Here is a 22,520-nt window from a genome sequence, read left to right as displayed (position 1 = left end):
GCTGCAGTGGGCTTTCATCAAGGCGTGCGGAAAAAAACGCAAAATGAGTCCACACTTGGATGACGCATTCCCAACCTTCTGTTATCATTCCGACATGAAAGAGCAGCGAATGGATGACAAAACCTGCCCCTTCCATCACGAAAGAGGCTCTTTTGATTCTTTTGAGGGAGTATCCGGTGAGTAAAATCGAAACAGTGGAATGGCTGGACTGGAAGCGACTGCCATTATTTTCCCGCTTTGACGACGCAGCCTCTCTGATCCAGCTGGGCGACCAGCTGCTCGAAGAAGCGACCCAGCAGACCACGGCCGCCGACTACCTGCGCCAGTTTCTGCCCCAGCTGGCCACCGAACTCTCCTGCCAGTGGTGTACGCTCATCGAACGCAAGCCCGAGTGGGAAACCATTTTCGAATTCGGCCGCAACTCCGCCGCCAGCTTCCCCACCAACCTCTGTAACGAAGCCCTCGACCGCGACGCCGCCGGCCTCGGTGCGGACGAGAAAAAGGCCGACTGGTTCTACATCGCCGCCCCCCTGGGAGACGTCCGTCCCGGCACGGTACTGCTCGTCGGCGGTCGCGACCTGACCAGCGAAGCCCTCAGCAACGCCGTCGTCGCGGCCCGTGTATTGGGTTACGCGCTCTCGATCGTGGAGAAACGCGAAAAGCACGTCAAACGGATCGGCCGCCTCGAAACCACACTGCACATCGCTTCCAGCTTTTCGTCGGCCCGCGATACCCAGTCGCTGCTGGAACTGATCGCCAAAGAAGCGACCCGCCTGCTCGTCAGCGAACGCTCCAGTATCTTCATCTGGGACCAGGAACACAAACAGGTCGTCGCCTGCCCCGCCCTGGGTGTCGAAGGCAACACACTCCGCCTCCCCGATGATGTCGGCATCGTCGGCGAAGTGATTCACAGCGGCAAGACCGTCACCGTGGACGACGCCTACAACGACGACCGCTTCGATCCCAGTGTTGACAAGTCCAGCGGCTTCCGCACCCGCAACCTGCTCTGCGTCCCGCTCCGCAACAACGCCGGCGAACTGATCGGCGCGTTCGAAGTCATGAACAAGCAGGCCGGCAAGTCCGACTTCGACGACGATGACGCACAAAGCCTCGAAGAGCTCGGCGTCCAGGCCGCCACCGCACTGGAAAACACCCGCGAACTCGAACAGCTCTCCCGCAGCCGCGACCAGCTCACCGAACAGGCCAAGCAGAAAGTCCGGATCATCGGCAAGAGCTCGGCCATCGATGCGCTCCGCTCGACCATCGAACGTCTCGCCAGCACCGATCTCCCCGTACTGATCCTCGGCGAAAGCGGAACCGGGAAAGAAGTCGTCAGCCAGTCCTTGCATTACCAGGGTCCCCGCGCGAATACACCGTTCATCGCCGTCAACTGTGCAGCGTTGACCGAAACCCTGCTCGAAAGTGAACTCTTCGGCCACGAGAAAGGTGCCTTCACCGACGCCCACGAAACCCGTATCGGTAAGTTCGAACTCGCCGAAGGAGGTACACTCTTCCTCGACGAGATCGGCGACATGAGCCTGGGCGGCCAGGCCAAACTGCTGCGGGTTCTGGAACAGAAAGTCATCACCCGCGTCGGCGGTTCTGAAAGCATCCCGATCAACGTCCGCGTCGTCGCCGCGACCAATGCAAAGCTCGCCGATGCCGTCCGCGACAAAAAGTTCCGCGAAGACCTGTTCTACCGGTTGAGTGTCGTCACCCTCGAACTGCCGCCCCTCCGCGAACGCCCGGAAGACGTCATCCTGCTGGCCGAGTTTTTCCTCACCCAGTTCTGTGGCCAGGCCAACCGCCGCGTGCTGAAGATGTCTGCTGAAGCCAAAAAGCGTTTACAGGCCCATCTCTGGCCCGGCAACGTTCGCGAACTGCGGAACCTGATGGAACGCGTCGCCTTCCTCTGTGCGGGCGACCGCGTCGAAGTCGAAGACCTCGCCTTCATCCTCAGCCCCAGCCGTGACTCCGTCGTCGACATGTCATCCGACCTGAGCCTCAAAGAAGCGACCCGCCTTTTCCAGCAGGAATACATCCGCCGCACCATCAAACGCGTGGGCGGCAACATGAGCGAAACCGCCAAATGCCTTGGCCTGCACCGCTCCAACCTCTACCGCAAAATGGGCCAGCTGGAAATGCAGGAAGCCAGCGACATGTCCGAAGAAGACGACGACTAAGGGTCGGTTACTCTGGCAATCTTGAATTGAATGAAAACACGCGCTGGCCATCTTTGAGTGACAGACATTCGATGCCGATGGAACTGGTATTACAATGAAACAGGAAGACTTTGCCCTTCCTGACCCGGAATTCGGAGAACCAGGCACCCAGCTTGGTCCCTACCCACATCGTATCCAGCTTTGTCTGCCAGTATAATTTAGGATGCTCCTGATTGTCTTCTGTCGCAATACACGTCAAGACGGGATTGACCGGTCCATCCTGATGTAGAACAAAAACAGCACGTCCCTGGCTGGCAATCCCCGTCACGCGAATGGGATCTTCCTCTTTCAATGCTTTTTCGATTCTGCCTTTTAGTTCCTCTGGATAATCGGCATGCGCAGATTCTCCTTCGAAAGCTTTCTCGTCTTCGTCAAAACTTGCGGTTCCGGTATAGCTGATGAATTCTCTGTCTGCATAAACATACGGAAAAGTATGCAATCCTTTCTTCTGATAGTCTGAAAATGGCCGGTACCTGACATCAAATATTGTTTTCACCTCAGAGTTGAAACTTGCTCTTAACAGATTTCTGGACCAGGCATGAGGAATAGAAACTTTGAGCCGCCCCTCGACAAAGCCCAGAAACTCGCGTGAGTATTTTTGCGGTATGGGGATATTTGCGGCCCCCCTGTCAGACCCCAACAGAAGCGCATCCGTCTGCTTTTCCAGTCGCTGCCAGGCAGCTGAAAGAGCAACCGAATCAGATTCGTCATAGCAGAGCCCATTTATTTCACTGGCAGTCCGCGACAGAAACAACTTTCGAGCTGCTTCTCCTTTGGAATACCCCGACGCAGCTCGCAGGAATTTCAGACGCAGTCGCTCCACTTCAGATAATTCTGACTCATCAACCTCAGGAACCTTAGCTTCTTCACCGGGTGGCCTTGCTCCCGCCGCCAGGAATAATTTTCTGATCTTCTTTTTTTCCAACGCTTTCTGTTTCTCAGTCTCGTCATATAACTCATACAACTCGGGGTCCACCAGACCGGGCATTGCGGTAAATCCGCGCTTATCTTTAATATTCAGATTCGCCCCAGCCTCGATCAGCAATTTCACACTTTCCGCATTGGGTTCCGAGACGGCCCAATGCAGGGGCGTCTCTCCCTCACTATCTTGTACATTGAGCCGGGCTCCCCGTTTGATCATTGCCTTGAGTACTGGGGGACTTTTTGTCGCCCGATGTAACGGAGTAATACCATCCGTTCCATCGATATAAACCCCCGTTTTCGTATTGGGATCTGCTCCCGCTTTGAGTAAAGCCAGCGAAAGCGGATCGTGCCCCTGATAAATTGATGTACTCAGCGCGGTTGAACCATACCCATCATCCAGGTCAAGTTTCGCCCCTTGATCGATCAACAACTTTGCAATAGCCACGCGTCGCTTATCGCGTTCCTGAATCAACCGGGGATCAATCTGTTTACGTTTTTCTTCCGCTCGATCACGAGCTTCAGAAGTATTCTCTGTCATTTTCTCCGGCTGAGGTTCGCGGTGACTGTGGGCAACCGCCAGGAGAGGCGTCCATTTATCAGAGCCGTAAGGCGAATAACCCAGCGACCATATGTCCTGAAATAGCTCACCATCATAAAAACCAAGACGGGCATCAGGTTTCGCTCCCGCCTGCAGCAGGCTCTTCACCTGTGCCACATCCAGTTGGAACGCAGCGATTACAAGTCGATGATCGAGCGTGTATTTCCGTGGCTCCTCTTCTGCCCAGGCATTTGTAGTGATCAGGAGAAACAATGTGAGAAAAGAGAGGCGGCTGAGCATGGTACATTCCTCATGGTCAGTGAGCAGAAGGGTTCTCGGAAAAACTACCTGTAGTGTATCAGGTTCGTGCCCCCCTCGTCCAAAACTAATTCAGCAAAGCAGGAGGGGTGAGAGTCGTAATTTAGCCAGTCCGGAACCTACCCGTCCGCCAACAAATCCACACAACAGCATATCCAAATGTAACATCCGGGTGCCGCACCCTGTAATTCTTTCACATCAGGAGGCATCTCACCCCGCTGACTTCACACCTCAGCTTGCCAGCTTACCAGGATTATCGTTTTCCAGAACTGGCATCCGATTTGCCTTGTCTCATCCCCAGACTGCGGGCATTCGAAAACCATCTGTATTCAAGGAGGATCGGGTTATGGAAATCATGCTGACCATGTTACTGGGTGTTGCCACGGCAGCAGGCCCCACAGTCATCAACGCAGACTTCGAACAGAAAGACGTCCGCACCGGCCTGCCGACCGGCTGGTCTTACACTTCGCTACCGGGCAGACAGCACCTGGTCAATTACCAGACCACACAGGTCACAGCCGCGAAAAAACAGGGCAGCGCGCTGTCCATCACCGTCGCCTCGGATCACCCCGAGCAGATCGTCGCCTACAACATTCACCAGGACCTGCAAGGGCTGACTCCCGGCAAAGCCTACCGCGTCTCCGCCCGCGTCTGCACTAAAGGTTTGAAAACGATGCCCATGATCGTTGTCCAGTGCATCGACGCCAGTGGCAGAAAATTCGTCGGCATGGCACGTTCTCCACAGCGTGATCTCCCCGGCGACCTCGATTCCTGGGAACAGATTCATACCGACATTTTCGTCCCCGAAGGAACGTCAACCGTCCGACTGCGCATCGGCATCCCCGCAGCAGGCAACGCCGGCGGCACCGCCATCATCGACGACGTCGACATCGTCGAGATGAATTAAACGCAGCGTCCCTTCTTAAATAGAAACCACTCTGTCAGCGGGTGGGCTCGGATCAAATCCGAGCCGAGCGCAGCGAGCAGGAGGTCCCGGTTCTCGCGTCCCCATCAGAGCAGCCTTTCCCAACACTCAAAATCTAAAGAGCAAGGCCCATCTCATCAACGGACGACATTTACACCGCGACCACCTGTTACCTGCGGCAGTTAAAGATTAAATCAGGAACAAAAAAAGCCGGCCCCAACGAGCCGGCTTTTCTTTTATTACTTCGCGAAGAGTATCAACTACTCACCCCGCAGCCGTTTGCCCAGCTTGCCGACTTCGGCCGCCAGTTCCTTGCGGGCTTCGCCCAGACCTTCGGGAGTCAGGTTGCCCCCTTGAGGTAGTCCAGCACGATGTCTTCAGCTTTCATCAGATCCTTGCACGCATCCGCGATTTCGGAAGCGATCTCGTGAGGAATCGTCGTCACGCCGTTCAAATCACCGTGCAGCAGGTCGCCGGGATAAATCGGAATGCCACCCACGGTAATCGGCACGTTGACGGCCAGTGTGTGACAGTATCCGTGAGCACAGATCGCACCGTTCGTAAACGCGGGGAAGTCGAGGGCTTCGACCTGGTCCAGGTCACGACCGGCGCCGGAGGTGATGATCCCTTTCGCACCGTATGCTTTATAAGTGCTGCACATCACTTCGCCGAACGTGGCAGAAGCGGTGGGCTCGTCCATGTCCTGGTAAACGACAACCGGTGCACCCGGCAGTGATTCGAACGCAGCGACCTGGTTATCCAGACCGGCGTAAACGTCACCACTGCGCGGCGGTGCCATGCTGCGGAAAGTGGAAGTCAACGCGTAGCCAACCATGGGAGGCATCTTGGGGAAGCAGGCTTTGATGGTATCGTTCATAAAGCCGACGTTCCGCGGACGGATGTTCCACAGCTCGATCACATTACAGACGGTCGGGGTGTCATACTTGGCAAGTTCATCCAAAGCTTCGTTGGAGAGGCCTTCAGTCGTGGACATGAATGGGTTCCTGTTGGTTAAATTTCAGTGTTGCGGTTTCTTAAAAACGGAGGCCAGATTCCCTTCTGCATCGAAAGGCAAGTCGAACGGCCCGGAAATGATTTCCAGGTCGTCACGGCTGTTGATCTCCTCCAGGTACGTTTCGCTGACGACAACTTCGCTCAGTTCAAGCGTGTCGTAAATCTGTACGATGCCACTGGTCTCGGGTTCCACCAGCCCCACAGTCTGCAGGGCCGCCTCAATGGCTTCACGGTCATTCGGATACACCAGTGGAACCATCCCGGCGGTAGGATGACTCCCCGTAATCGTATTAATGCGGGTGCTCTGCCAGTCCACCCCCGCCACGGTCCGCTCGTTCGTGAACTCGGCCAGACCGATGCCGCACGCGTTACCATGCGTCTCTTCGGTCAAACCGCGAATCATAATTCGTTTGCAGGCGACGACATCCCGTTCCGTGGCGGCATGGTCATTGAACTTGCGTCCGACCACGCAGGCATCCATTCCCGAACCGCTGATGTTCTTCCCGATCCGATCCACGATCAGCAGATCGATCTTCGGGAAAGGCAGTCGCGGGAGCCACTGGCGGGCAATCTCCAGCAGTTCCTTCTCTCGTTCGTAAAAGTTCTCCGGCGGCACAGCTTCGATCATGCCGGTTTCATCGTAGGAATTCTCGACAATCGCCAGGCCACCGATCACACTGCATTTTTCTAATACCGACGCTGCCACCGCCTTGATGATCTCTTCAAAACTGTGATCTTCAATCGCCCGATGATAGATCTTGGCCCCCGCATGCTTTCCCAGGCCGATCAACATCATCTTATGCAGACCCGATTCAATATCCCCCACAAACCGGGTGTGCGGCTTGACCCGACCACAGACCAGCACATGGTCCGCAGCGTAGGCGTTCTTATCAAAATGAACCGGAATCCCGTGCGGCGTCTGGTCGACAATCACCGTTTCCATCGAGGAACGGATCTCCACTCCCATCGCTGCTTCCGTCACCCCATACGAGGCAATCACCTGCGCCTGACCTTCCGCGGTCCCGCCGCCATGACTGCCCATCGCCGGGACAATAAACGGTTCCGCACCCAGTGACTTCAGGTAATCGACAGTCGACTTGATAATCAGCGCAATATTGGCAATTCCGCGGCTTCCCACAGGCACCGCCACAGAATCCCCCGGTTTAACTACTTCCCCCAGACTCAGCTTCGACAAGGCAGCAGTAACCGCTTCCGCTACATCGTCAACTCGCGTCACGGGAAAGTGCTGGCGGATCCGGTAAGCCTGGGGCAGATTCATGTTCATAGTCGTGATTCGATCCATTCAGTTCCGGGGGCGGGCAAGCGGGATGGTATCCATGCGTCTGATATATGAAGACTCTGTTATTGTACGGTATTCTGATCCAATTCCGCTACACTCCCGGCCCCCTGCCTGTCAGAATCAGGGCGGATCGGTAATCGCCGCCGGTTCTCCGGTTGCAGCCCGGAACAGTCTTGTTCTAAAGTCTCAATTGCGATACCTTTACCAATGGTCCATCCCTCCCACACCGGCCGAACCCGGATTGGCCGGCAACCAGCGTCCGCCGCGAATGCCAGACAATCTGGCCCACGCGTCAGATCAGGTCTGAGAGGGAAACCATCTGATTACCCAAGAACAATCAGCAGGTCGAAACTGGAAGTCGAGCCTTGTTGCTGCAAGGAAGCAGATATGAGAAAAAACTTTGAACGGATTATCTTTGCAGTCTCTGTTTGTGTGCTGGCAGGTGTCCTCTTCATTCAGGGCATCCTGTATCTGAGAGATCTGGGATTCACAGACGAGTCCACCCCCGTCACACTCTCACTCGCGCAGGATCCGAATTCTGTCACAGAACCGGAACCGGCGCTGACTGAGAACGAACTGACGCCCCTGCCGGATCTACCGCAAATCGAGCTCGCACTCGCCGAAGCCAATGACGGAACAGAACTCGCAGCTGAAGCGCCCACACTCGATGGTCCCCGGCTGACAGTTCCCGAAAGCGGCCAGGGCAAGATTCTCGCGAACCCCGAGAGTGCCCGCCCCGCACTGCCACTGCTGCCCGCACTGGAAGCCGAACATCCCCAAACACCCGGCCCGCTCATGCCACCTCTCAATGCAGAACCGCTGGCCGAGAAACCCAGACACGATGATGCCGCTGCTGACAAGCTGATCCGCTCGATCATCAAAGAACATCTACCCCACGCCACCCCGGAAGAACTTCAGATCTGGTTTGAAGAACTCAGAGGCGTCCCCCCCAAAGTCGCGAATGACATGCTCGCCATTCGCAAGCTCCTGCAGCCCAAAACCGCGCTGCGGATGCCCATCGAAAAATGGGAGGAACTGAATCCGACACTGGAACTCGCACCGCCGCAACAACAGTCCGTCTCTTCGACGCACAACCGGGGCAGCGACCAGGGAGGCTTCATCGGCTTTTCGTCACAGGCCGACCGGGACGAACTCCTGCAGCGTCTAAGGCCTACCGTCGATGCCCTGCGGATGTCGCGGGATGTGATCGTCAACAACATCGCCAATGCAGGCACCGTCGGATTCAAACGATTGAACGTGGAATTTGAAGCGCTCCCCTACGAATACATTGAAACGCCTGCCAGCGAGAAAAACTCCGCTGCACCGCCAATCGCCGTCGGCATGGGCAGCCAGGTCCTGCAGACCCGACTCTCGCAGACCGCCGGCGAACTGATTAGAACCGGCCGCAAACTCGATGTCGCCATCGAAGGTCAGGGTTTTCTGCAGGTCAGCCTCGGAGAACAGACTCTGTTTACCCGCGCCGGTCGCCTGATGATTGACGATCAGCGTCGCCTCTGCCTGCGGGGTTCCCAACAGAATTTCCCTCTCGCACCGGAAATCCGTGTTCCGGAATCGGCACACTCAGTACAGATCCGTGAGAACGGCGCAGTCGTCGCGATCGTTGCCAACAAAGAATCAGCCGATGCAGAACAGGAACTGGGCACTATCCAACTATCCTGCTTTGCCGACGACACCGAACTCTTTCCACGCGAGTCCTGCCTGTTTGAAGCGACGGCCCGCTCGGGTGTTCCCCGCGAACTGACACCGGGAAAACAGGGGGCCGGCCTGCTCGTGGCTGGCATGCTCGAAGCGTCTAATGTTTCCATCGCAGAAGAACTGGAAGCACTGGCCTCAATCAAACAGCGCGTCGATGCGCTGCAGACCATCTATCAACTGGATACCCTTGAACCGGTACAGGCTGATCTCGGTCCCCCTTCCGATCGCATCGCTCGACCGGAAAGTCAGCGACTGCCCCGCGGCAATCGCCCGATCATCAAATAACCCGCTCGCAAATCAGCGAGTGCGTTCTGCTCAGGAGAAAATTTCCTTGAGCTTGTTGTGGCGGTGATAGAAGCCTTCGTCGAATACGTCGAGCAGCTTGGATTCTGTCACGATGAATCCGAGCAGACCTCCCGGCGGTTGAAATTCGAGCCGGTCAATCACGGTCACCAGGTTATCGCCGCTGGGTACGATTTCGTGTTCGTGGATGTAATGCTTGAGCGGACCGGAAATCTGTTTTTCGGTAAACAGCTTCGGTTCATCGAAAACGGTGATCTCGTGGACCCCTTCCTGCACCTGCCCGAAGCCCTGAATACGAAATTCAATCGTCGCCCCTTTATAGAGCTTGTCCGGTTTTTTCGTAAATGTCAGGCCGGCATCCGGAGGACTGATCTTCAGGATATTTTCGGTATCGATCAGAAACTCGAATACCTGTTCGGGGGTGGCGGTCAGCTGCACGCTGGCTTCGAAGTTCGCCATGGTCACTCTCTTTCGACTTTCAACGCGGATAAATATACTTTACAACAGTACGTTTTCTAAGCGGTCAGAGCCGCCGCGCCTATCCTAGCTGAATGTTTTCGAAATAACGAGTCCCCCAACACCCCGGATCGGGTTTCCCCGCGATCTGGGGTCTTTCTGAAGCGAATTCCTCATGCAGTTTTCCCCGGAAGTCCTGAAACAGTGCTGGTTTCTGGCCGGTCCCACCGCCTGCGGCAAGACCGAACTCAGCCTGCAGCTGGCCGAACATCTGGATGCGGAAATCCTGGCCCTCGACTCGATGTCCCTCTACCGGGGCATGGACATCGGCACCGCGAAAGCTTCGCCTGAAGAACAGCAGAGAATTCCCCATCACCTGATCGACGTCATCGACCCGCATGAGGAATTCAGCGTCGCCGATTACCTGACCGCCGCCGAACAATGCTGTCGGGAAATCATCGACCGCGGACATGTCCCCCTCTTCGTCGGAGGCACCGGTCTCTACCTGCGGGCCGTCTTACGCGGCGTCTTTGAAGGCCCCGCTGCCGACTGGGATTTCCGCCGCGAACTCGAACAGTTCGTCGAGGCCGAAGGCAACCTGGCTCTGCATGCGAGACTGGCCGAAGTGGATCCGGTCTCCGCAGAGAAACTGCATCCCAACGATCTCCGCCGCGTCACGCGGGCCCTGGAAGTTTACCACGTCACCGGTCAGCCCCTTTCCTCGCAACACCAGGAAGCGGCCCTCCCCGCAGACCAGCGACCGCAGCACGTCTACTGGCTCTCCCCTGATCGCGACTGGCTCTACACCCGCATCAACGTCCGCGTCGACCTGATGCTGCAGGCCGGACTGCTGGACGAAGTTAAAACGCTGCTCGCCGCAGAACAGCCACTCAGCCGCACCGCCCGACAGGCACTCGGCTACAAGGAACTGATCGACCACCTCGAAGGGGACATCGCTTATGACGAGGCCGTCGAAACCCTGAAAGTCCGCACCCGCCAGTTCGCCAAACGCCAGCACACCTGGTTCCGCAACCTCGAAGAATGCCACGCACTCGAAGTCACCACCACAGACACCGCAGTCGACCTGCTCGATAAACTGCTGAAGTGATGTATAAAAACAACTTCACAGTATTCTATTGTACACATTCTGTAATCAACACCAAATAAAGCCTCGCCTGAGCAGTCTCTTTCGTGGTAGTCCCCATTCGGAATACGTTTCGTGGTCGTTCTGAGTTGTTTCCGCTCAGTCGGTGGCTAAGTTCCCCGTAACTCTCTATAGTGTCATGCTAAATCTAGTAAATGAACTGGTCGGACCCTCTCGGCTGCTGGTCCAGGTTTCCAGTGCTTGTTTCCCTCAACTTCAATATTGTGTGATTCATGATGACCGACGAAAAAGTGTTAATTCAGGTGGGCCACAGTCCCGATCCGGACGATGCCTTTATGTTCCATGCCCTGGCCAATGACAAAATCGAAACTGGTAAGTATCGATTCACTCATGAGTTACAGGACATCGAAACCCTCAACCAGCGTGCCTTCAACGCGGAACTGGAACTGACCGCCGTCAGTCTCCACGGCTACGCTTACCTGACCGACACCTATGCGATCTGCTCCTGTGGTGCCTCCATGGGCGACAAGTACGGCCCCATGGTCGTGGCCCGGGAAGAGTGGAGTATCGACGACCTCCGCGGCAAAAAAATCGCCATCCCCGGCAAGCTGACCACCGCCTTCCTGGCCCTCAAGCTCCTGCTGGGTGATGATTTTGAATACGAAGAACACCCCTTCGATGAAATCCTGAATCTGGTCGAACAGGGTAAATTTGACGCCGGCCTGATCATTCACGAAGGTCAGCTGACCTACGCCAACCAGGGACTCAAACTGGTCGTTGACCTGGGTGAGTGGTGGTACGAAGAAACCGGTCTCCCCCTGCCGCTGGGTGCCAACGCCATCCGCAAAGACCTCGGTCAGGAAATGATGGAAGAAGTCACTGCGATCCTCAAACGGAGCATTGAGTACGGCCTGGAACACCGCGACGAAGCCCTCGATCACGCCCTGAAATACGGTCGCGATCTGAACCGGGGCAGTGCCGACAAGTTCGTAGGCATGTACGTCAACGACTGGACCCTCGATTTCGGCGAAAAGGGACGCGAAGCAGTCGCGACTCTGCTCAACAGGGGTTACGAAGCCGGCATCATTCCGAATCCCGTCAAACTGGAATTCATCGGTTAAGACTTCAGTCGCTCCCGTGATTGAATCGTAGAGAGATAGAGAAGGTGGTATGCGATGAGTGAATCAAACTCATCCGGATATTTACAGACATTGTTCGGCCTGTCCGGCAAAACGGCGACCGTCATCGGCGGTACCGGAGTTCTGGGGGGCGCCATTGCAGAAGCCCTGGCCCAGGCCGGCGCACATGTCATTATCGTGGGGCGTAACCAGGAAAACGGCAACGGTCGCGTGAAGATGATCAAAGATCTGGGCGGCAGTGCCGAGTTCTTCCAGGCCGATTCCACGAACCGTGCCGATCTGGAAGCAATTATCGCACACCTTAAGGCCAGTGATCGGACACCCGATATCCTGGTCAACGGTGCCGGCATCAACGCGGCGACCCCCTTCCTCGAAATCAGCGACAAAGAGTGGGACGATATCTTCCGTGTCAACCTGCTCAGCGTGAAAGTCGCCTGTCAGGTCTTCGGCGAAGCCATGCTCGAGCAGGAAATCCCTGGCTCGATCATCAACATTGCCTCCATGAGTGCCATCACTCCGCTCTCACGCGTCTTCACTTATTCCGCCTCGAAGGCCGCTGTGCTCAACCTGACACAGAACCTCGCTCGCGAATGGGCCGAACAGGGTGTACGGGTTAATGCACTCTCTCCTGGCTTCTTTCCTGCCGAACAGAACCGTAAAGTGCTGACACCCGAACGCATAAAGAGTATTATGAATCATACACCTGCCCAGCGTTTCGGGGATCCCGAGGAGCTGGCAGGGGCGGTCCTGCTGATGGCCTCCGGTAAGGCCGGCAGCTTCATCACCGGCACTAACATCGCCGTGGATGGCGGTTTTTCCTGCATGACCATCTGAGATTCTTCCCGACAACGAGTTTAAGGAGCACCCGACTTGGATCCGATTCAGATTGAACCTGGTCAACGCTACCTCGCTCGTATCAATCCCAAGCGGATTCCGCACATCTTCACTGACGTCCTGATTATCGGCGGCGGGATCGCTGGCTGCCGCGCTGCACTGGAAATCGATCCCCGCCTCGAGACGATCATCGTCAACAAAGGCAAAGTCACCCAGTCCAACAGTGCCTATGCCCAGGGCGGAATTGCCGGTGTGCTTGATCCACTGGACAACATCACCAACCACGTGCAGGATACGCTCGCCGCCGGCAAGGATCTCTGTGATCCCGAACTGGTGGAATACGTCTGCAGCGAAGCGCCCCGACACATTCAGGAACTGATCGAATTCGGGGCCGACTTCGATACACAGGATGGCAAAATCGCACTCACCAAAGAGGGGGGCACAGCCATCGACGCGTCGCGCATGCCCTGGGCGATGCCACCGGAAAAGAAATCATGCGAGCCCTGGTCGCCGCCGTCCAGAGCCGTCCCAATATTCAGACCTGGATGAAAACCCCCACACTCGACCTGGTCACCGAAGATGGCCAGTGCCGCGGTGCCATCATCTGGAACCGCTACCACGGCAAGTCGCTCGTCTGGGCCAAGCAGGTCATTCTCGCCACCGGTGGTGCGGGCTGTCTGTTCCGTGAAACGACGAATCCCCCGCTGGCGACCGGCGATGGACACGCCCTGGCGTTCCGCGCCGGTGCCCGCCTGCAGGACATGGAGTTCATGCAGTTCCACCCAACGGTGCTTTATATTGCGGGGGGTGCCCGCTACCTGGTCTCCGAAGCCGTCCGGGGCGAAGGCGCCTACCTCCGGGACTGTAACGGCGTGCGTTTCATGGAAGAGTACCACCCCGATCTGGAACTCGCGCACCGCGACATCGTCAGTCGGGCCATCACCGATCGCATGCTGAAAACCAGCCACTCCTGCGTCTACCTCGACCTGCGGCACATCGACAAGCAGCTGGTCAAAGAACGCTTCCCCAACATCAGCAAGGTCTGTGCGGGTTTCGGCCTGGACCTGTCCAAAGATCAGATCCCGGTCCGCCCCGGAGCCCACTACATGATTGGTGGCGTCAAAACCGATCTGCAGGCGCGAACTTCAGTGCCTCACCTCTGGGCCGCCGGCGAAGTCACGTCCACCGGTCTGCACGGCAGTAACCGACTCGCATCCAACAGCCTGCTGGAAGGCATGATCTTCGGATCCGCAGCCGGCAAAGGCGCTTCCGCAGCCGCTCTCAGCATGCCCGATCAGTACTCTGCATCGCTGTTGCCCGAATGGGAAACCGAAAAACGCTCGGACGAAGACCTCAACAGTAAGGACTTAAGGAACTCGCTGGCCAGCCTCATGTGGCGGGATGTCGGCATCACCCGCAGCGCAGACTCGCTGCAGAACGCGCAGGACAAAGTCGATTTCTGGAGCCGCTATGTCGTCGATCGCGAATTCAAAGCACTCCCCGGCTGGGAACTGCAGAACATGCTGCTCGTCTCTCAACTGATGATTACCTCTGCCATTGAACGACGCGAAAGCCGCGGAGTACACTATCGAAGTGACTTCCCGGAAACAGATCCGGCTTTCCAGAAACATATTTCCGTGATCTCAACCAGCTGAGCAACCCGTACGCAACCACGGCCCCGAAACAACCACAGGAAGGGACATCATGCTGCCAGGCATCAAACTGTTTGATCTAACCGGACGCGCTGCCATCATCACCGGAGGTTCCAAAGGACTCGGTTCCGCCATGGCCGAAGGACTTGCTTCAGCAGGTGCGAACGTTCTGTTGACCAGTCGGCATGCAGAAGAAGCAGCAGAAACCGCAGCTCAGATTGAAGCCGACTACGGCACCAGAGCGATCGGTATCGCCGCCGACGTCACCGATCCGGAACAGGTCGCCGCGATGACCGAACGGGCCATCTCGGAGTTCGGCAGGATCGACATTCTGATCAACAACGCGGGCATCAACATCCGTGGTCCCATCGATGAACTCACACTGGAAGAGTTCGAGGAAGTCCAGAAAGTGAATGTCACCGGTCCCTGGCTCTGTGTCCGGTCGGTCGTCCCCCATATGAAAAAAGCCGGCTACGGTCGCATCATCAACATGGCCAGCACACTCGGTCTGGTCGGGCTCTCCAACCGCACACCGTATACCGCCAGCAAAGGCGCCATGGTTCAGATGACGCGGGCCATGGGCCTGGAGTTCTGCGAGTACGGCATCACCTGCAACGCGATCTGCCCCGGCCCGTTTCTCACCCCCATGAATCAGCCGTTCGCCGAGACCGAAGAGATCAAGAAATTCATCGTCGGTGCCGTCGCCATGAACCGCTGGGCACAGATGGAAGAAATCCAGGGTGCGGCAATTTTCCTTGCCAGTAATGCGTCGAGCTACATGACCGGCAGCATGGTCACCGTGGATGGCGGTTGGACCGCGCGTTAGAACGACAGGAGACAGCATGAGTTCCCCGGATGACAGCCCGTCGATCAAGCAGGCCGACCAAGTCAGACGGACTCTTTTCAAACGGCCCCTGTTCATCGTTCTGTTCCTGCTGGGAACTGTGATGGCCTACTCGCTGTTTCTCATCGTCATGTTCCATGAGCGGGTCGCCTTCTTTCAGAAACACGGGGCCCACCTGGAAACCGAATTTCGTAATTCCCGGGGCGAATTGATCCGCGGTGGTTATGAAAACGCTCCTGCGAAACATTTCATCCCGGGACCGTTACTGCGTTATCAACGATCCATCGACGGAGTGCATCTCACGCGGTCCGCACAGCTCAGCGATTCAGAAATCGACCAACTCTTCCAGCAACTCTCGAATTTTCCACAGCTCAAATGGTTAACGCTGGAAGGTTTTCACATCAACCAGCCACGGGCCCGCGCCCTGGCTCGATTAACGAAACTCGAAGATCTTGCACTGCGGTTCTGTACGATAGACGAAACCTGTCTGACCACGCTGCTGGGACAGAACGGACTTCAGCATGTCAGCCTGGCCAACTCAAAATTTGATGAAAGTGAGCTCGCGGTCTTCCACCAACAGCCCGCACAGAAAACGCTGCGTTCGCTCTCTCTGTCGAACTGCCAGGTCACAGATCAGACCGCGAAACTGATCGCTGGCTGCAACCAGCTCTCGTTCCTCGAACTGGACGGGACCGGCATCAGCGATCAGGGCGTCAAAATTCTTGCCCGGCTGCCTCACCTCGAAGTCCTCATTCTGGACCATACCGACATCACGGATACCGGCGTCGCCTATCTCTCTGGTACGCCTCAGCTTGTGGAACTCAGCCTGAGCAACACCGGCACTTCGGATGAAATGCTGGAATCGTTACAACTGGAAATACCCGCATTGCGGGTTTCTGACGATTGAGACACATCAACCGACACTGAATCCAAGCGTTTTAACTGATCTTCCATACTCAGTGTACTTCCCCGCGCGATTTCTCCAATCAGCTTAACCAGACCTCCGTCACCTTGTCAGACTCGAATTTGTGGCGTTTTCTAAACTCTGTTTACTCGTACGAGACAATCCTGTCCTAATTTTGTGTATCTCCATGTTTTACACCCGCCGTAAAATCGTACCCAAGGCAAAAGAAAACAGAAACATGAAATATCGTAAATCCAAGGTATTGATTGTCGACGACTCAGAAGTCGTACGACATATCCTCTCCAAAGCCCTGACGCCCGAAGGTTACACGATCTATTCGGCCGTCGATGGTGAGGATGGCTGGCGAAAAATCATCGAACTGCAACCAGACATCGTGCTGCTCGATGTGGAAATGCCGACCCGGAACGGATTTGACGTCCTCCGCGAAGTCCGTGATAACTTCAAGGCGGAAGAAATCGCGGTCATCATGGTCACGACACAGAGTGATGGCAAAGGAATTGCCCGCGCCTTTGAAGAGGGTGCCTTCGACTACATCCCCAAACCGGCCACCGAATCGGAAATCAAGGCGCGGGTCCGTAACGCCATCCGTGCAATTCACCTCCTGCGTGAACAGAAACATCTCAGACAACAGGCCGAAGCCGCTAACCAGTCCAAGAGCGCCTTCCTGGCCAACATGAGCCATGAAATCCGTACTCCCATGACGGCCATTCTCGGCTACACAGAAATCCTGGAACTCGAAGCCCGCACACACCAGATGCCGGAACTGTTCCTCGATTCTCTGGATACCATCCGCCGCAACGGCGGTCACCTGATGGAACTCATCAACGACATTCTGGACCTCTCCAAAATTGAAGCAGGCAAACTCGATGTCGAATCCATCGCCTGCTCGCCACAGACCATCGTGGAAGAAGTCATGGAACTCGTGCAGGTCCGCGCCGAAGCCAAGGGGCTCAAGCTCGAAACAGACTTCAAGTTCCCTCTGCCCGCACAAATCCATTCCGACCCGACCCGCATCCGCCAGATTCTGATCAACCTCATTGGTAATGCGATTAAGTTCACGGAAGTCGGCACGATTCGTCTGGAAACGGAACTCCTGCAGGCACCATACGAAGAACCTCAAATCCAATTTACGGTCGTCGACCAGGGTATCGGCATGTCGGAAGCGCAGATGACAAATCTGTTCCGTCCCTTCAGCCAGGCCGATTCGTCCACCTCCCGCAAGTACGGGGGAACCGGACTGGGACTGACCATCTGCAAACGACTGGCCAACATCCTCGGCGGTGACATCTCCGTTCAGAGCGAACTCAACCAGGGTTCCCGCTTCTCCGCAACCGTGCGGACCGGCAGCCTGGCTGAAATCGAACTGCTCCACGAACTTCTCGATACAAATGTAATTTCGGCGACAGCTGCAGCAGACAATAAAACAACGTCTGCGGAAGAAGAGTTTCCGCTGCGTGGGAAACATGTCCTGCTGGCAGAAGACGGTCCGGATAACCAGAAGCTGATCTCCTTTATCCTTAAGAAAGCAGGCGCCAAGGTAAGTGTGGCCGAAAATGGTGAAGAGGCTTACCAGGCCGCGATCCAGGAGATGGAACGAGGCGCACTCTTCGATGTGATCCTCATGGACATGCAGATGCCTATTCTCGACGGCTACAGTGCCACACGTAAAGTCCGCGACGTTGGTTACACAGGCCCGATCATCTCACTCACCGCCAACGCGATGGAAGGCGACCGGGAGAAATGTCTGGCCGTCGGCTGTAACAATCACATCACCAAACCCATCGATCGTCGGCAACTCGTCGCGATGATCTCTGAAATCTCCGAGCCCTCCGAACTCTGCCTTTCCTGACAAGGCGTGAAGCTGATCTCAATAAAAAAGCCGAGTCACCCTGAATCACTCGCAGGGTGAACCGGCTTTTCTTAATTCTGGAACATTGACTGCAATAAAGACCAATTAGCCGCAGGGAGTTAGCCCCGGTTGAAACGTCTTTGGTCTATACCATCCGGAATTAAGAAACGCTACCTAGTCCTTCATCGCCGCCAGTTTCTTCAACGCAGCCTGGTGTGCCCGCTGATACACGTCCTTAAGCGACACCGGCTGACCGCCGTTGGTTTTACTCTGATCCGCAGCTGACATGAACGTATAGATCTCCAGCGTCTCCGCCGGACTCACCGGAGCCTTGCCGGTCTGGAAGAACTTCACCACTTCCACCAGCAACGGTTCGTATCCACTGAAACTGCCAATCGGAGCAATCCCCTTACTCCCGTAGACGGTCCCACCATAACCTCCCTGGTAGCCATTGTTCTCTTTTCGGCGTCCGCGGAACGTGCCGATCCGACCGTCTTCCCAGGTCCCCACAGCCAGATCCGTATTCGGCGTATTGACGCGGACCACCGTTTCACAACCCGGCCCCATGATCGTATACAGCGTCTCAACGCCGTGAATTCCATACCAGTAAAAATCGGGATGGGTACTTTCCATCGGACAGGGACTGAAGGCATCACAACCAATGATCTCCCCCACCACACCGCTGTTAATCTTCTTCGCACCATCGGTGTACCGCAGTGATGAGGAACTGAAAACCGGTGTCTTGTATTGTTTCGCCGCTTCGTAAATGGCAATCACATCCGTCAGATCACCGGCGACCGGCTTGTCGACAAACAGAGGCTTCCCCGCTTTGAGCACGGGCAGTGCCTGCTCGAGGTGCACGCGACCATCGTTACTTTCCAGCAGCACCACATCGACCTCGTCCAGTAGCACTTCAATACTGGGTACGATCTTCACTCCCTGCGCCGTCACCTGCTCGGTGATCTGGGGAACGGATTCCACGCTCTCCTTAATGTCTCGACTCCCCTGCGGATAAGCGGCGACCACACGACAGGCTTTGAACTCGGGAAACTTCGGCTCCGCGCTGTTCAATATTTTCGTGAAGTTACTCGAATGCGAAGTATCCAGGCCGATGATGCCGATCTTCAACGGTTTTGTTTCCTCCGCAGATGTGACCTGCGTCACACAACAACAAAGGATCAGACAGACAGCCACACACAGGTAACCACGTAACAACGTCATGATGTCAGTTCTCCAAATTCGGTACCCTCTGAGAACTCCATGAATTCATAGACGGCACCATCGATCAACACAAAAACCACTTTCAGATTCTCCATTGCCTGGAACGGTCCCAGCAGAACGTGCAAGCCTTCTATTTCTTTATCGATATCAGGCACCTTAAAGGCGATGTGCGGCTGATATCGAACCGGTCCGGTGACCGGCGTATCGGGCTCGAACCTCAGATATTCGATTTTATAAGGATGCTCATTCGGGTTGGTGACATACACCTTTGTCTCTTCCACGTAGATTTCGCCTGGCTGTGGATCGTCGGTAATCACACCCACATGATGAAACTCTCGCATGGCAGCTCCTTAAGCTGGGGGACTTCGAACCGGCTTCAGGCAGCCGGGTTCGCAGACATTGATTCTACCGGCACCGATGCGTCCGATCAAAGGGATGCTGCGGAAATGATGCGTTTCGGCAACATCACAGCCCGCACCTGAAACACATGATCTGTTCGATTACCGCAAAAGTCCCTGTTCCCCTCTTGTCATCCCTCTTGATTGACCCGCACAATATTTTCTCCTCTCCTCGACGAAAGACAGCCGCGAAATCCCGCTTCTCCCGGATACCGTGACCACAGCCAACACTCATGAATAACCTCTTACCACTGATCATTGTCTGCTGCGCCATCGCGATTGCCATCTGCAGCCCGCACCCGACGGTCTCGATCCTGAAACCGTTCCGCTGGCTCATGCGCCGCTTTAAAGACAGTGTCACCCGGGGTGTCCTGTTCTTCTTCTGTCTGACCCTGCTGCTGGAACTCGGCATCGGTCTCTGTATCCGCATTCCTGCCCCCATGGTCCACGACGAGTTCGCTTACCTGCTCGCTGCAGATACTTTTGCATCCGGCCAACTGACCAACACCACACATTCCCAGTGGGAACATTTCGAAAGCTTTCACATCATTCAACAGCCCACATACCAGGCGAAATATCCACCCGCACAGGGACTGTTGCTCGCTCTGGGACAAGCCACGACCGGCTATCCGATTGCTGGTGCCTGGCTCGGCATGGCCGCTGCTTGCGCTGCCATCTTCTGGATGCTCTGCGGCTGGGTCCCACGACGCTGGGCCATGTATGGCGGCTTTCTCGCCGCGCTGAATGCGTCCTTCCTCACCGGCTGGGGACTCTCCTACTGGGGAGGCCAGGTCGCTCTGCTCGGCGGTGCCCTGCTCTTCGGGGCACTCCCCCGTCTGAAACAAGCGCCGCGCAGTTTCACGTCCCTCGCGCTCGCCATAGGTCTTGTGCTGCTCGCGAACAGCAGACCCTATGAAGGCCTGCTGGCAGCGATCCCCGTGGCCCTCGTTCTGCTGGTCTGGCTCATCGGTCGCAACTCACCGGGGTGGCGCGTCGTCCTGCTGCGTTGCATCTTACCGATGCTTCTGGTGCTGCTCCCCGCTTTTCTCTGGATGGGCTATTACAACTTCCGCGTGACGGGGAATGCATTGAAATTCCCATACCAGATCTGGATCGAACAGTACTGGCCCCATTCCCTCGATGGCATTCTCGTCTCCAGCAAGGAAAAACCCGACGCGGAAAAACGGTTCCGCACGATCTACAGCTACGATCTCGACGCCTCGCCCGCGAACCAGCTGATTCAACATGAATTCGACAGCACCCGTTTCTCGCTGCCGGTCAAGCTGTTGAAATTCGATCTCGTCTATACGGGTTCCTACGTGGTCGGTCTGATCTGCCTGTTGGGAGCAGGCGCACTCTTCCGCAACCGGGCGAATCTGTTTGCAGTCGGCACCTCCGCGCTGGTCATCGCGGGAGTTCTGGCCCAGGACACCTCCGGGCACCCGCACTACCTAGCTCCTATCGGCTGTCTGCTGATTCTACTTCAGGTCCAGTGCCTACGCTACGTGGCCGTCTGGAAACACCACTGGCGCCCCGTGGGATGCGCATTGATCGCAACCGTCCTCTTATTAACTGCTCTGACCACCATCGCCAGCGCCGCCTCGGGGGCCCTCCCGACTGCAGTCGCGGAATTTCATCAGTGGGCCCGCGCCCGTCAGCAGATCCTTGAACGACTGCAGTCGACACCCGGCAAGCATCTGGTGCTGGTCAACTATCACCAGAATCACAGCGTACACAAAGAATGGATTTATAACCGGGCTGACATCGACGGCGCCAAAGTCGTCTGGGCTCGGGTCCTCGAACCTGATAAAAATCAGCAACTCTTCGATTACTTCAAGGACCGCACCATCTGGATCGTGGACGGCGATGCAGCCTCTCCTGAATTGCAGCGCTATTCCGATCACCCGCACCACAAGGAACAGAAAGAACAGCCGCCGCGCTGAACCAGGCCTATGTCACTGCAACCATTCACCGTCATCGTTCCCCTGTATAACGAAGCCGCAGCGCTGCCGGCGGCGATCGTCGACCTGGAAGCCATCTTGGCCGAAACGGGACCGCACGAACTGATCGTAGTCGACGACGGCTCGACCGACGGTTCTTCCGCAGCCCTCAAGGCCCTCCGCGAAACACACCCCGATCTCAAGCTGTTCCACCATGAAACGAACCAGGGCTACGGCGCTGCGTTGAAAACAGGAATCCGCCACGCCAGCCATGACTGGATCGTGATAACCGACGCGGACGGCACCTACCCCAATGCACGGATCAAAGACCTGCTCGCACACATGGATCGATACGACATGGTGGTCGGCTCGCGCACCGCAGATGACGTCGAGTATTCCACGCTGCGAAAACTGCCGAAATTCTTCCTCAGGCACTACGCTTCCTGGATCGCCGGTCGGAACATCCCCGACCTGAATTCCGGGCTCCGCGTCTTTCGCCGCAGCCTCGCAGAAAAGTTTCTGGGACTGCTGCCGGACGGGTTCAGTTTCACCACAACGATTACGCTCGCCCATCTCACGAACCAGTACACCGTGCATTACGAACCGATCGGCTACGCCCGCCGGATCGGCAAATCCAAAATACAACCCATCCGCGATACCCTCCGTTTCCTGCAGCTGATTATCCGCCTGGGCGTCTATTTCGCCCCCCTCAAAGTCTTCGGCCCCTTTGCTGTCATTCAGTTGATCGCCTTTTCGATTTCGATCTGTTACGACGTATTCGTTTTACAGAACATCACCGACAAATCGGTCATGCTGCTGATGTTCGGCATGAACACTGCGTTTTTCGCCCTGCTCGCAGATATGATCGATAAACGCTGCCAGAAGTAGTTACCCATT

19 protein-coding genes and 1 pseudogene are annotated in these 22,520 nt (G+C 56.2%); 14 read left to right on the top strand and 6 right to left on the bottom strand.

Annotated elements, in window-relative coordinates:
- Positions 1–113 precede the first annotated feature (113 nt).
- On the top strand, positions 114–2,183 hold the full coding sequence (locus F1728_RS17015) for a sigma-54-dependent Fis family transcriptional regulator (protein ID WP_155365098.1): 2,070 nt from the start codon (positions 114–116) through the stop codon (positions 2,181–2,183).
- 7 nt (positions 2,184–2,190) lie between these two features.
- Here F1728_RS17015 and F1728_RS17010 read toward each other — a convergent pair whose 3' ends face one another.
- On the bottom strand, positions 2,191–3,984 hold the full coding sequence (locus F1728_RS17010; protein WP_155365097.1) for an ankyrin repeat domain-containing protein: 1,794 nt from the start codon (positions 3,982–3,984) through the stop codon (positions 2,191–2,193).
- Between the two features lie 364 nt (positions 3,985–4,348).
- On the opposite strand from F1728_RS17010, the gene F1728_RS17005 reads away from it, so the two are divergent.
- Positions 4,349–4,909: a hypothetical protein gene (locus F1728_RS17005; protein ID WP_155365096.1), complete on the top strand. Its 561-nt coding sequence runs from the start codon at positions 4,349–4,351 to the stop codon at positions 4,907–4,909.
- A gap of 358 nt (positions 4,910–5,267) precedes the next feature.
- Here F1728_RS17005 and F1728_RS17000 read toward each other — a convergent pair whose 3' ends face one another.
- On the bottom strand, positions 5,268–5,921 hold the full coding sequence (locus tag F1728_RS17000; protein ID WP_228030212.1) for an RraA family protein: 654 nt from the start codon (positions 5,919–5,921) through the stop codon (positions 5,268–5,270).
- Positions 5,922–5,945: 24 nt separating this feature from the next.
- Complete coding sequence (locus F1728_RS16995; protein ID WP_228030211.1) at positions 5,946–7,244, bottom strand: lactate racemase domain-containing protein; 1,299 nt, start codon at positions 7,242–7,244, stop codon at positions 5,946–5,948.
- Positions 7,245–7,628: 384 nt separating this feature from the next.
- Between F1728_RS16995 and F1728_RS16990 the strand changes: the two genes are divergently transcribed.
- Positions 7,629–9,242 (top strand): flagellar hook-basal body protein, encoded by a 1,614-nt coding sequence (locus F1728_RS16990; RefSeq protein WP_194242409.1) that lies wholly within the window; start codon positions 7,629–7,631, stop codon positions 9,240–9,242.
- A gap of 30 nt (positions 9,243–9,272) precedes the next feature.
- On the opposite strand, the gene F1728_RS16985 is transcribed toward F1728_RS16990, so the two are convergent.
- Entirely contained in the window at positions 9,273–9,719 is a 447-nt protein-coding gene (locus tag F1728_RS16985; protein ID WP_149338312.1) for an SRPBCC family protein, read from the bottom strand.
- Positions 9,720–9,891: 172 nt separating this feature from the next.
- Here F1728_RS16985 and miaA point away from each other — a divergent pair, with 172 nt between their 5' ends.
- The 8 genes and pseudogenes from miaA (at position 9,892) to F1728_RS16950 (ending at position 18,064) form a co-directional block, all read left to right on the top strand.
- A complete protein-coding gene (gene miaA / locus F1728_RS16980; RefSeq protein WP_155365094.1) occupies positions 9,892–10,824 on the top strand; it encodes a tRNA (adenosine(37)-N6)-dimethylallyltransferase MiaA in 933 nt (310 codons plus the stop codon).
- Between the two features lie 269 nt (positions 10,825–11,093).
- Complete coding sequence (locus tag F1728_RS16975; RefSeq protein WP_145192328.1) at positions 11,094–11,942, top strand: menaquinone biosynthesis family protein; 849 nt, start codon at positions 11,094–11,096, stop codon at positions 11,940–11,942.
- Between the two features lie 54 nt (positions 11,943–11,996).
- Positions 11,997–12,794, top strand: coding sequence for an SDR family oxidoreductase (locus F1728_RS16970; RefSeq protein WP_155365093.1), 798 nt, complete (start codon positions 11,997–11,999; stop codon positions 12,792–12,794).
- Between the two features lie 36 nt (positions 12,795–12,830).
- A pseudogene (locus F1728_RS32600) lies at positions 12,831–13,960 on the top strand (L-aspartate oxidase); the annotation flags it as partial.
- A gap of 69 nt (positions 13,961–14,029) precedes the next feature.
- Entirely contained in the window at positions 14,030–14,449 is a 420-nt protein-coding gene (locus F1728_RS32595; protein WP_390644245.1) for an L-aspartate oxidase, read from the top strand.
- A 49-nt stretch (positions 14,450–14,498) separates the two neighbouring features.
- Positions 14,499–15,272: an SDR family NAD(P)-dependent oxidoreductase gene (locus F1728_RS16960; RefSeq protein WP_155365092.1), complete on the top strand. Its 774-nt coding sequence runs from the start codon at positions 14,499–14,501 to the stop codon at positions 15,270–15,272.
- A 16-nt stretch (positions 15,273–15,288) separates the two neighbouring features.
- Entirely contained in the window at positions 15,289–16,197 is a 909-nt protein-coding gene (locus F1728_RS16955; protein WP_194242408.1) for a leucine-rich repeat domain-containing protein, read from the top strand.
- Positions 16,198–16,432: 235 nt separating this feature from the next.
- The gene (locus F1728_RS16950) at positions 16,433–18,064 is read left to right on the top strand and encodes a response regulator (RefSeq protein WP_194242407.1); all 1,632 of its coding nucleotides are present in this window, start codon (positions 16,433–16,435) and stop codon (positions 18,062–18,064) included.
- Between the two features lie 174 nt (positions 18,065–18,238).
- Here the strand turns inward: F1728_RS16950 and F1728_RS16945 are convergent, their stop codons facing one another.
- Positions 18,239–19,285, bottom strand: coding sequence for a Gfo/Idh/MocA family protein (locus F1728_RS16945; protein ID WP_155365089.1), 1,047 nt, complete (start codon positions 19,283–19,285; stop codon positions 18,239–18,241).
- Positions 19,282–19,626 carry a VOC family protein gene (locus F1728_RS16940; protein ID WP_155365088.1) on the bottom strand — a complete coding sequence of 115 codons (345 nt, stop codon included), beginning with the start codon at positions 19,624–19,626 and terminating at the stop codon, positions 19,282–19,284. Before F1728_RS16940 ends, F1728_RS16945 begins: the two co-directional genes overlap by 4 nt.
- Here F1728_RS16940 and F1728_RS16935 point away from each other — a divergent pair.
- The 3 genes from F1728_RS16935 (at position 19,609) to F1728_RS16925 (ending at position 22,511) form a co-directional block, all read left to right on the top strand.
- Positions 19,609–19,767, top strand: a complete 159-nt coding sequence (locus F1728_RS16935; RefSeq protein WP_155365087.1) for a hypothetical protein — start codon at positions 19,609–19,611, stop codon at positions 19,765–19,767. The genes F1728_RS16940 and F1728_RS16935 overlap by 18 nt on opposite strands.
- A gap of 149 nt (positions 19,768–19,916) precedes the next feature.
- Positions 19,917–21,626, top strand: a complete 1,710-nt coding sequence (locus F1728_RS16930) for a hypothetical protein (RefSeq protein WP_155365086.1) — start codon at positions 19,917–19,919, stop codon at positions 21,624–21,626.
- Positions 21,627–21,635: 9 nt separating this feature from the next.
- Positions 21,636–22,511 carry a glycosyltransferase family 2 protein gene (locus F1728_RS16925; RefSeq protein ID WP_155365085.1) on the top strand — a complete coding sequence of 292 codons (876 nt, stop codon included), beginning with the start codon at positions 21,636–21,638 and terminating at the stop codon, positions 22,509–22,511.
- Positions 22,512–22,520 lie beyond the last annotated feature (9 nt).

The sequence above is a fragment of the Gimesia benthica genome, assembly GCF_009720525.1.
Classification (GTDB): Bacteria; Planctomycetota; Planctomycetia; order Planctomycetales; family Planctomycetaceae; genus Gimesia; species Gimesia benthica.
The sequence above is the reverse complement of the archived record's forward strand: the minus strand, read 5'-3'. Positions and strand labels throughout refer to the sequence as shown.

Bases quoted from the DNA above. Each gene is read 5' to 3' on its own strand.
- F1728_RS16940 (WP_155365088.1), bottom strand. From the start codon at position 19,626: ATGCGAGAGTTTCATCATGTGGGTGTGATTACCGACGATCCACAGCCA.
- F1728_RS16975 (WP_145192328.1), top strand. From the start codon at position 11,094: ATGATGACCGACGAAAAAGTGTTAATTCAGGTGGGCCACAGTCCCGAT.
- F1728_RS16970 (WP_155365093.1), top strand. From the start codon at position 11,997: ATGAGTGAATCAAACTCATCCGGATATTTACAGACATTGTTCGGCCTG.
- F1728_RS17015 (WP_155365098.1), top strand. From the start codon at position 114: ATGACAAAACCTGCCCCTTCCATCACGAAAGAGGCTCTTTTGATTCTT.
- F1728_RS16990 (WP_194242409.1), top strand. From the start codon at position 7,629: ATGAGAAAAAACTTTGAACGGATTATCTTTGCAGTCTCTGTTTGTGTG.
- F1728_RS17000 (WP_228030212.1), bottom strand. From the start codon at position 5,921: ATGTCCACGACTGAAGGCCTCTCCAACGAAGCTTTGGATGAACTTGCC.
- F1728_RS16960 (WP_155365092.1), top strand. From the start codon at position 14,499: ATGCTGCCAGGCATCAAACTGTTTGATCTAACCGGACGCGCTGCCATC.
- miaA (WP_155365094.1), top strand. From the start codon at position 9,892: ATGCAGTTTTCCCCGGAAGTCCTGAAACAGTGCTGGTTTCTGGCCGGT.
- F1728_RS16955 (WP_194242408.1), top strand. From the start codon at position 15,289: ATGAGTTCCCCGGATGACAGCCCGTCGATCAAGCAGGCCGACCAAGTC.
- F1728_RS17010 (WP_155365097.1), bottom strand. From the start codon at position 3,984: ATGCTCAGCCGCCTCTCTTTTCTCACATTGTTTCTCCTGATCACTACA.
- F1728_RS16985 (WP_149338312.1), bottom strand. From the start codon at position 9,719: ATGGCGAACTTCGAAGCCAGCGTGCAGCTGACCGCCACCCCCGAACAG.
- F1728_RS16950 (WP_194242407.1), top strand. From the start codon at position 16,433: ATGAAATATCGTAAATCCAAGGTATTGATTGTCGACGACTCAGAAGTC.
- F1728_RS16935 (WP_155365087.1), top strand. From the start codon at position 19,609: ATGATGAAACTCTCGCATGGCAGCTCCTTAAGCTGGGGGACTTCGAAC.
- F1728_RS16925 (WP_155365085.1), top strand. From the start codon at position 21,636: ATGTCACTGCAACCATTCACCGTCATCGTTCCCCTGTATAACGAAGCC.
- F1728_RS16930 (WP_155365086.1), top strand. From the start codon at position 19,917: ATGAATAACCTCTTACCACTGATCATTGTCTGCTGCGCCATCGCGATT.
- F1728_RS16945 (WP_155365089.1), bottom strand. From the start codon at position 19,285: ATGACGTTGTTACGTGGTTACCTGTGTGTGGCTGTCTGTCTGATCCTT.
- F1728_RS17005 (WP_155365096.1), top strand. From the start codon at position 4,349: ATGGAAATCATGCTGACCATGTTACTGGGTGTTGCCACGGCAGCAGGC.
- F1728_RS32595 (WP_390644245.1), top strand. From the start codon at position 14,030: ATGATCTTCGGATCCGCAGCCGGCAAAGGCGCTTCCGCAGCCGCTCTC.
- F1728_RS16995 (WP_228030211.1), bottom strand. From the start codon at position 7,244: ATGGATCGAATCACGACTATGAACATGAATCTGCCCCAGGCTTACCGG.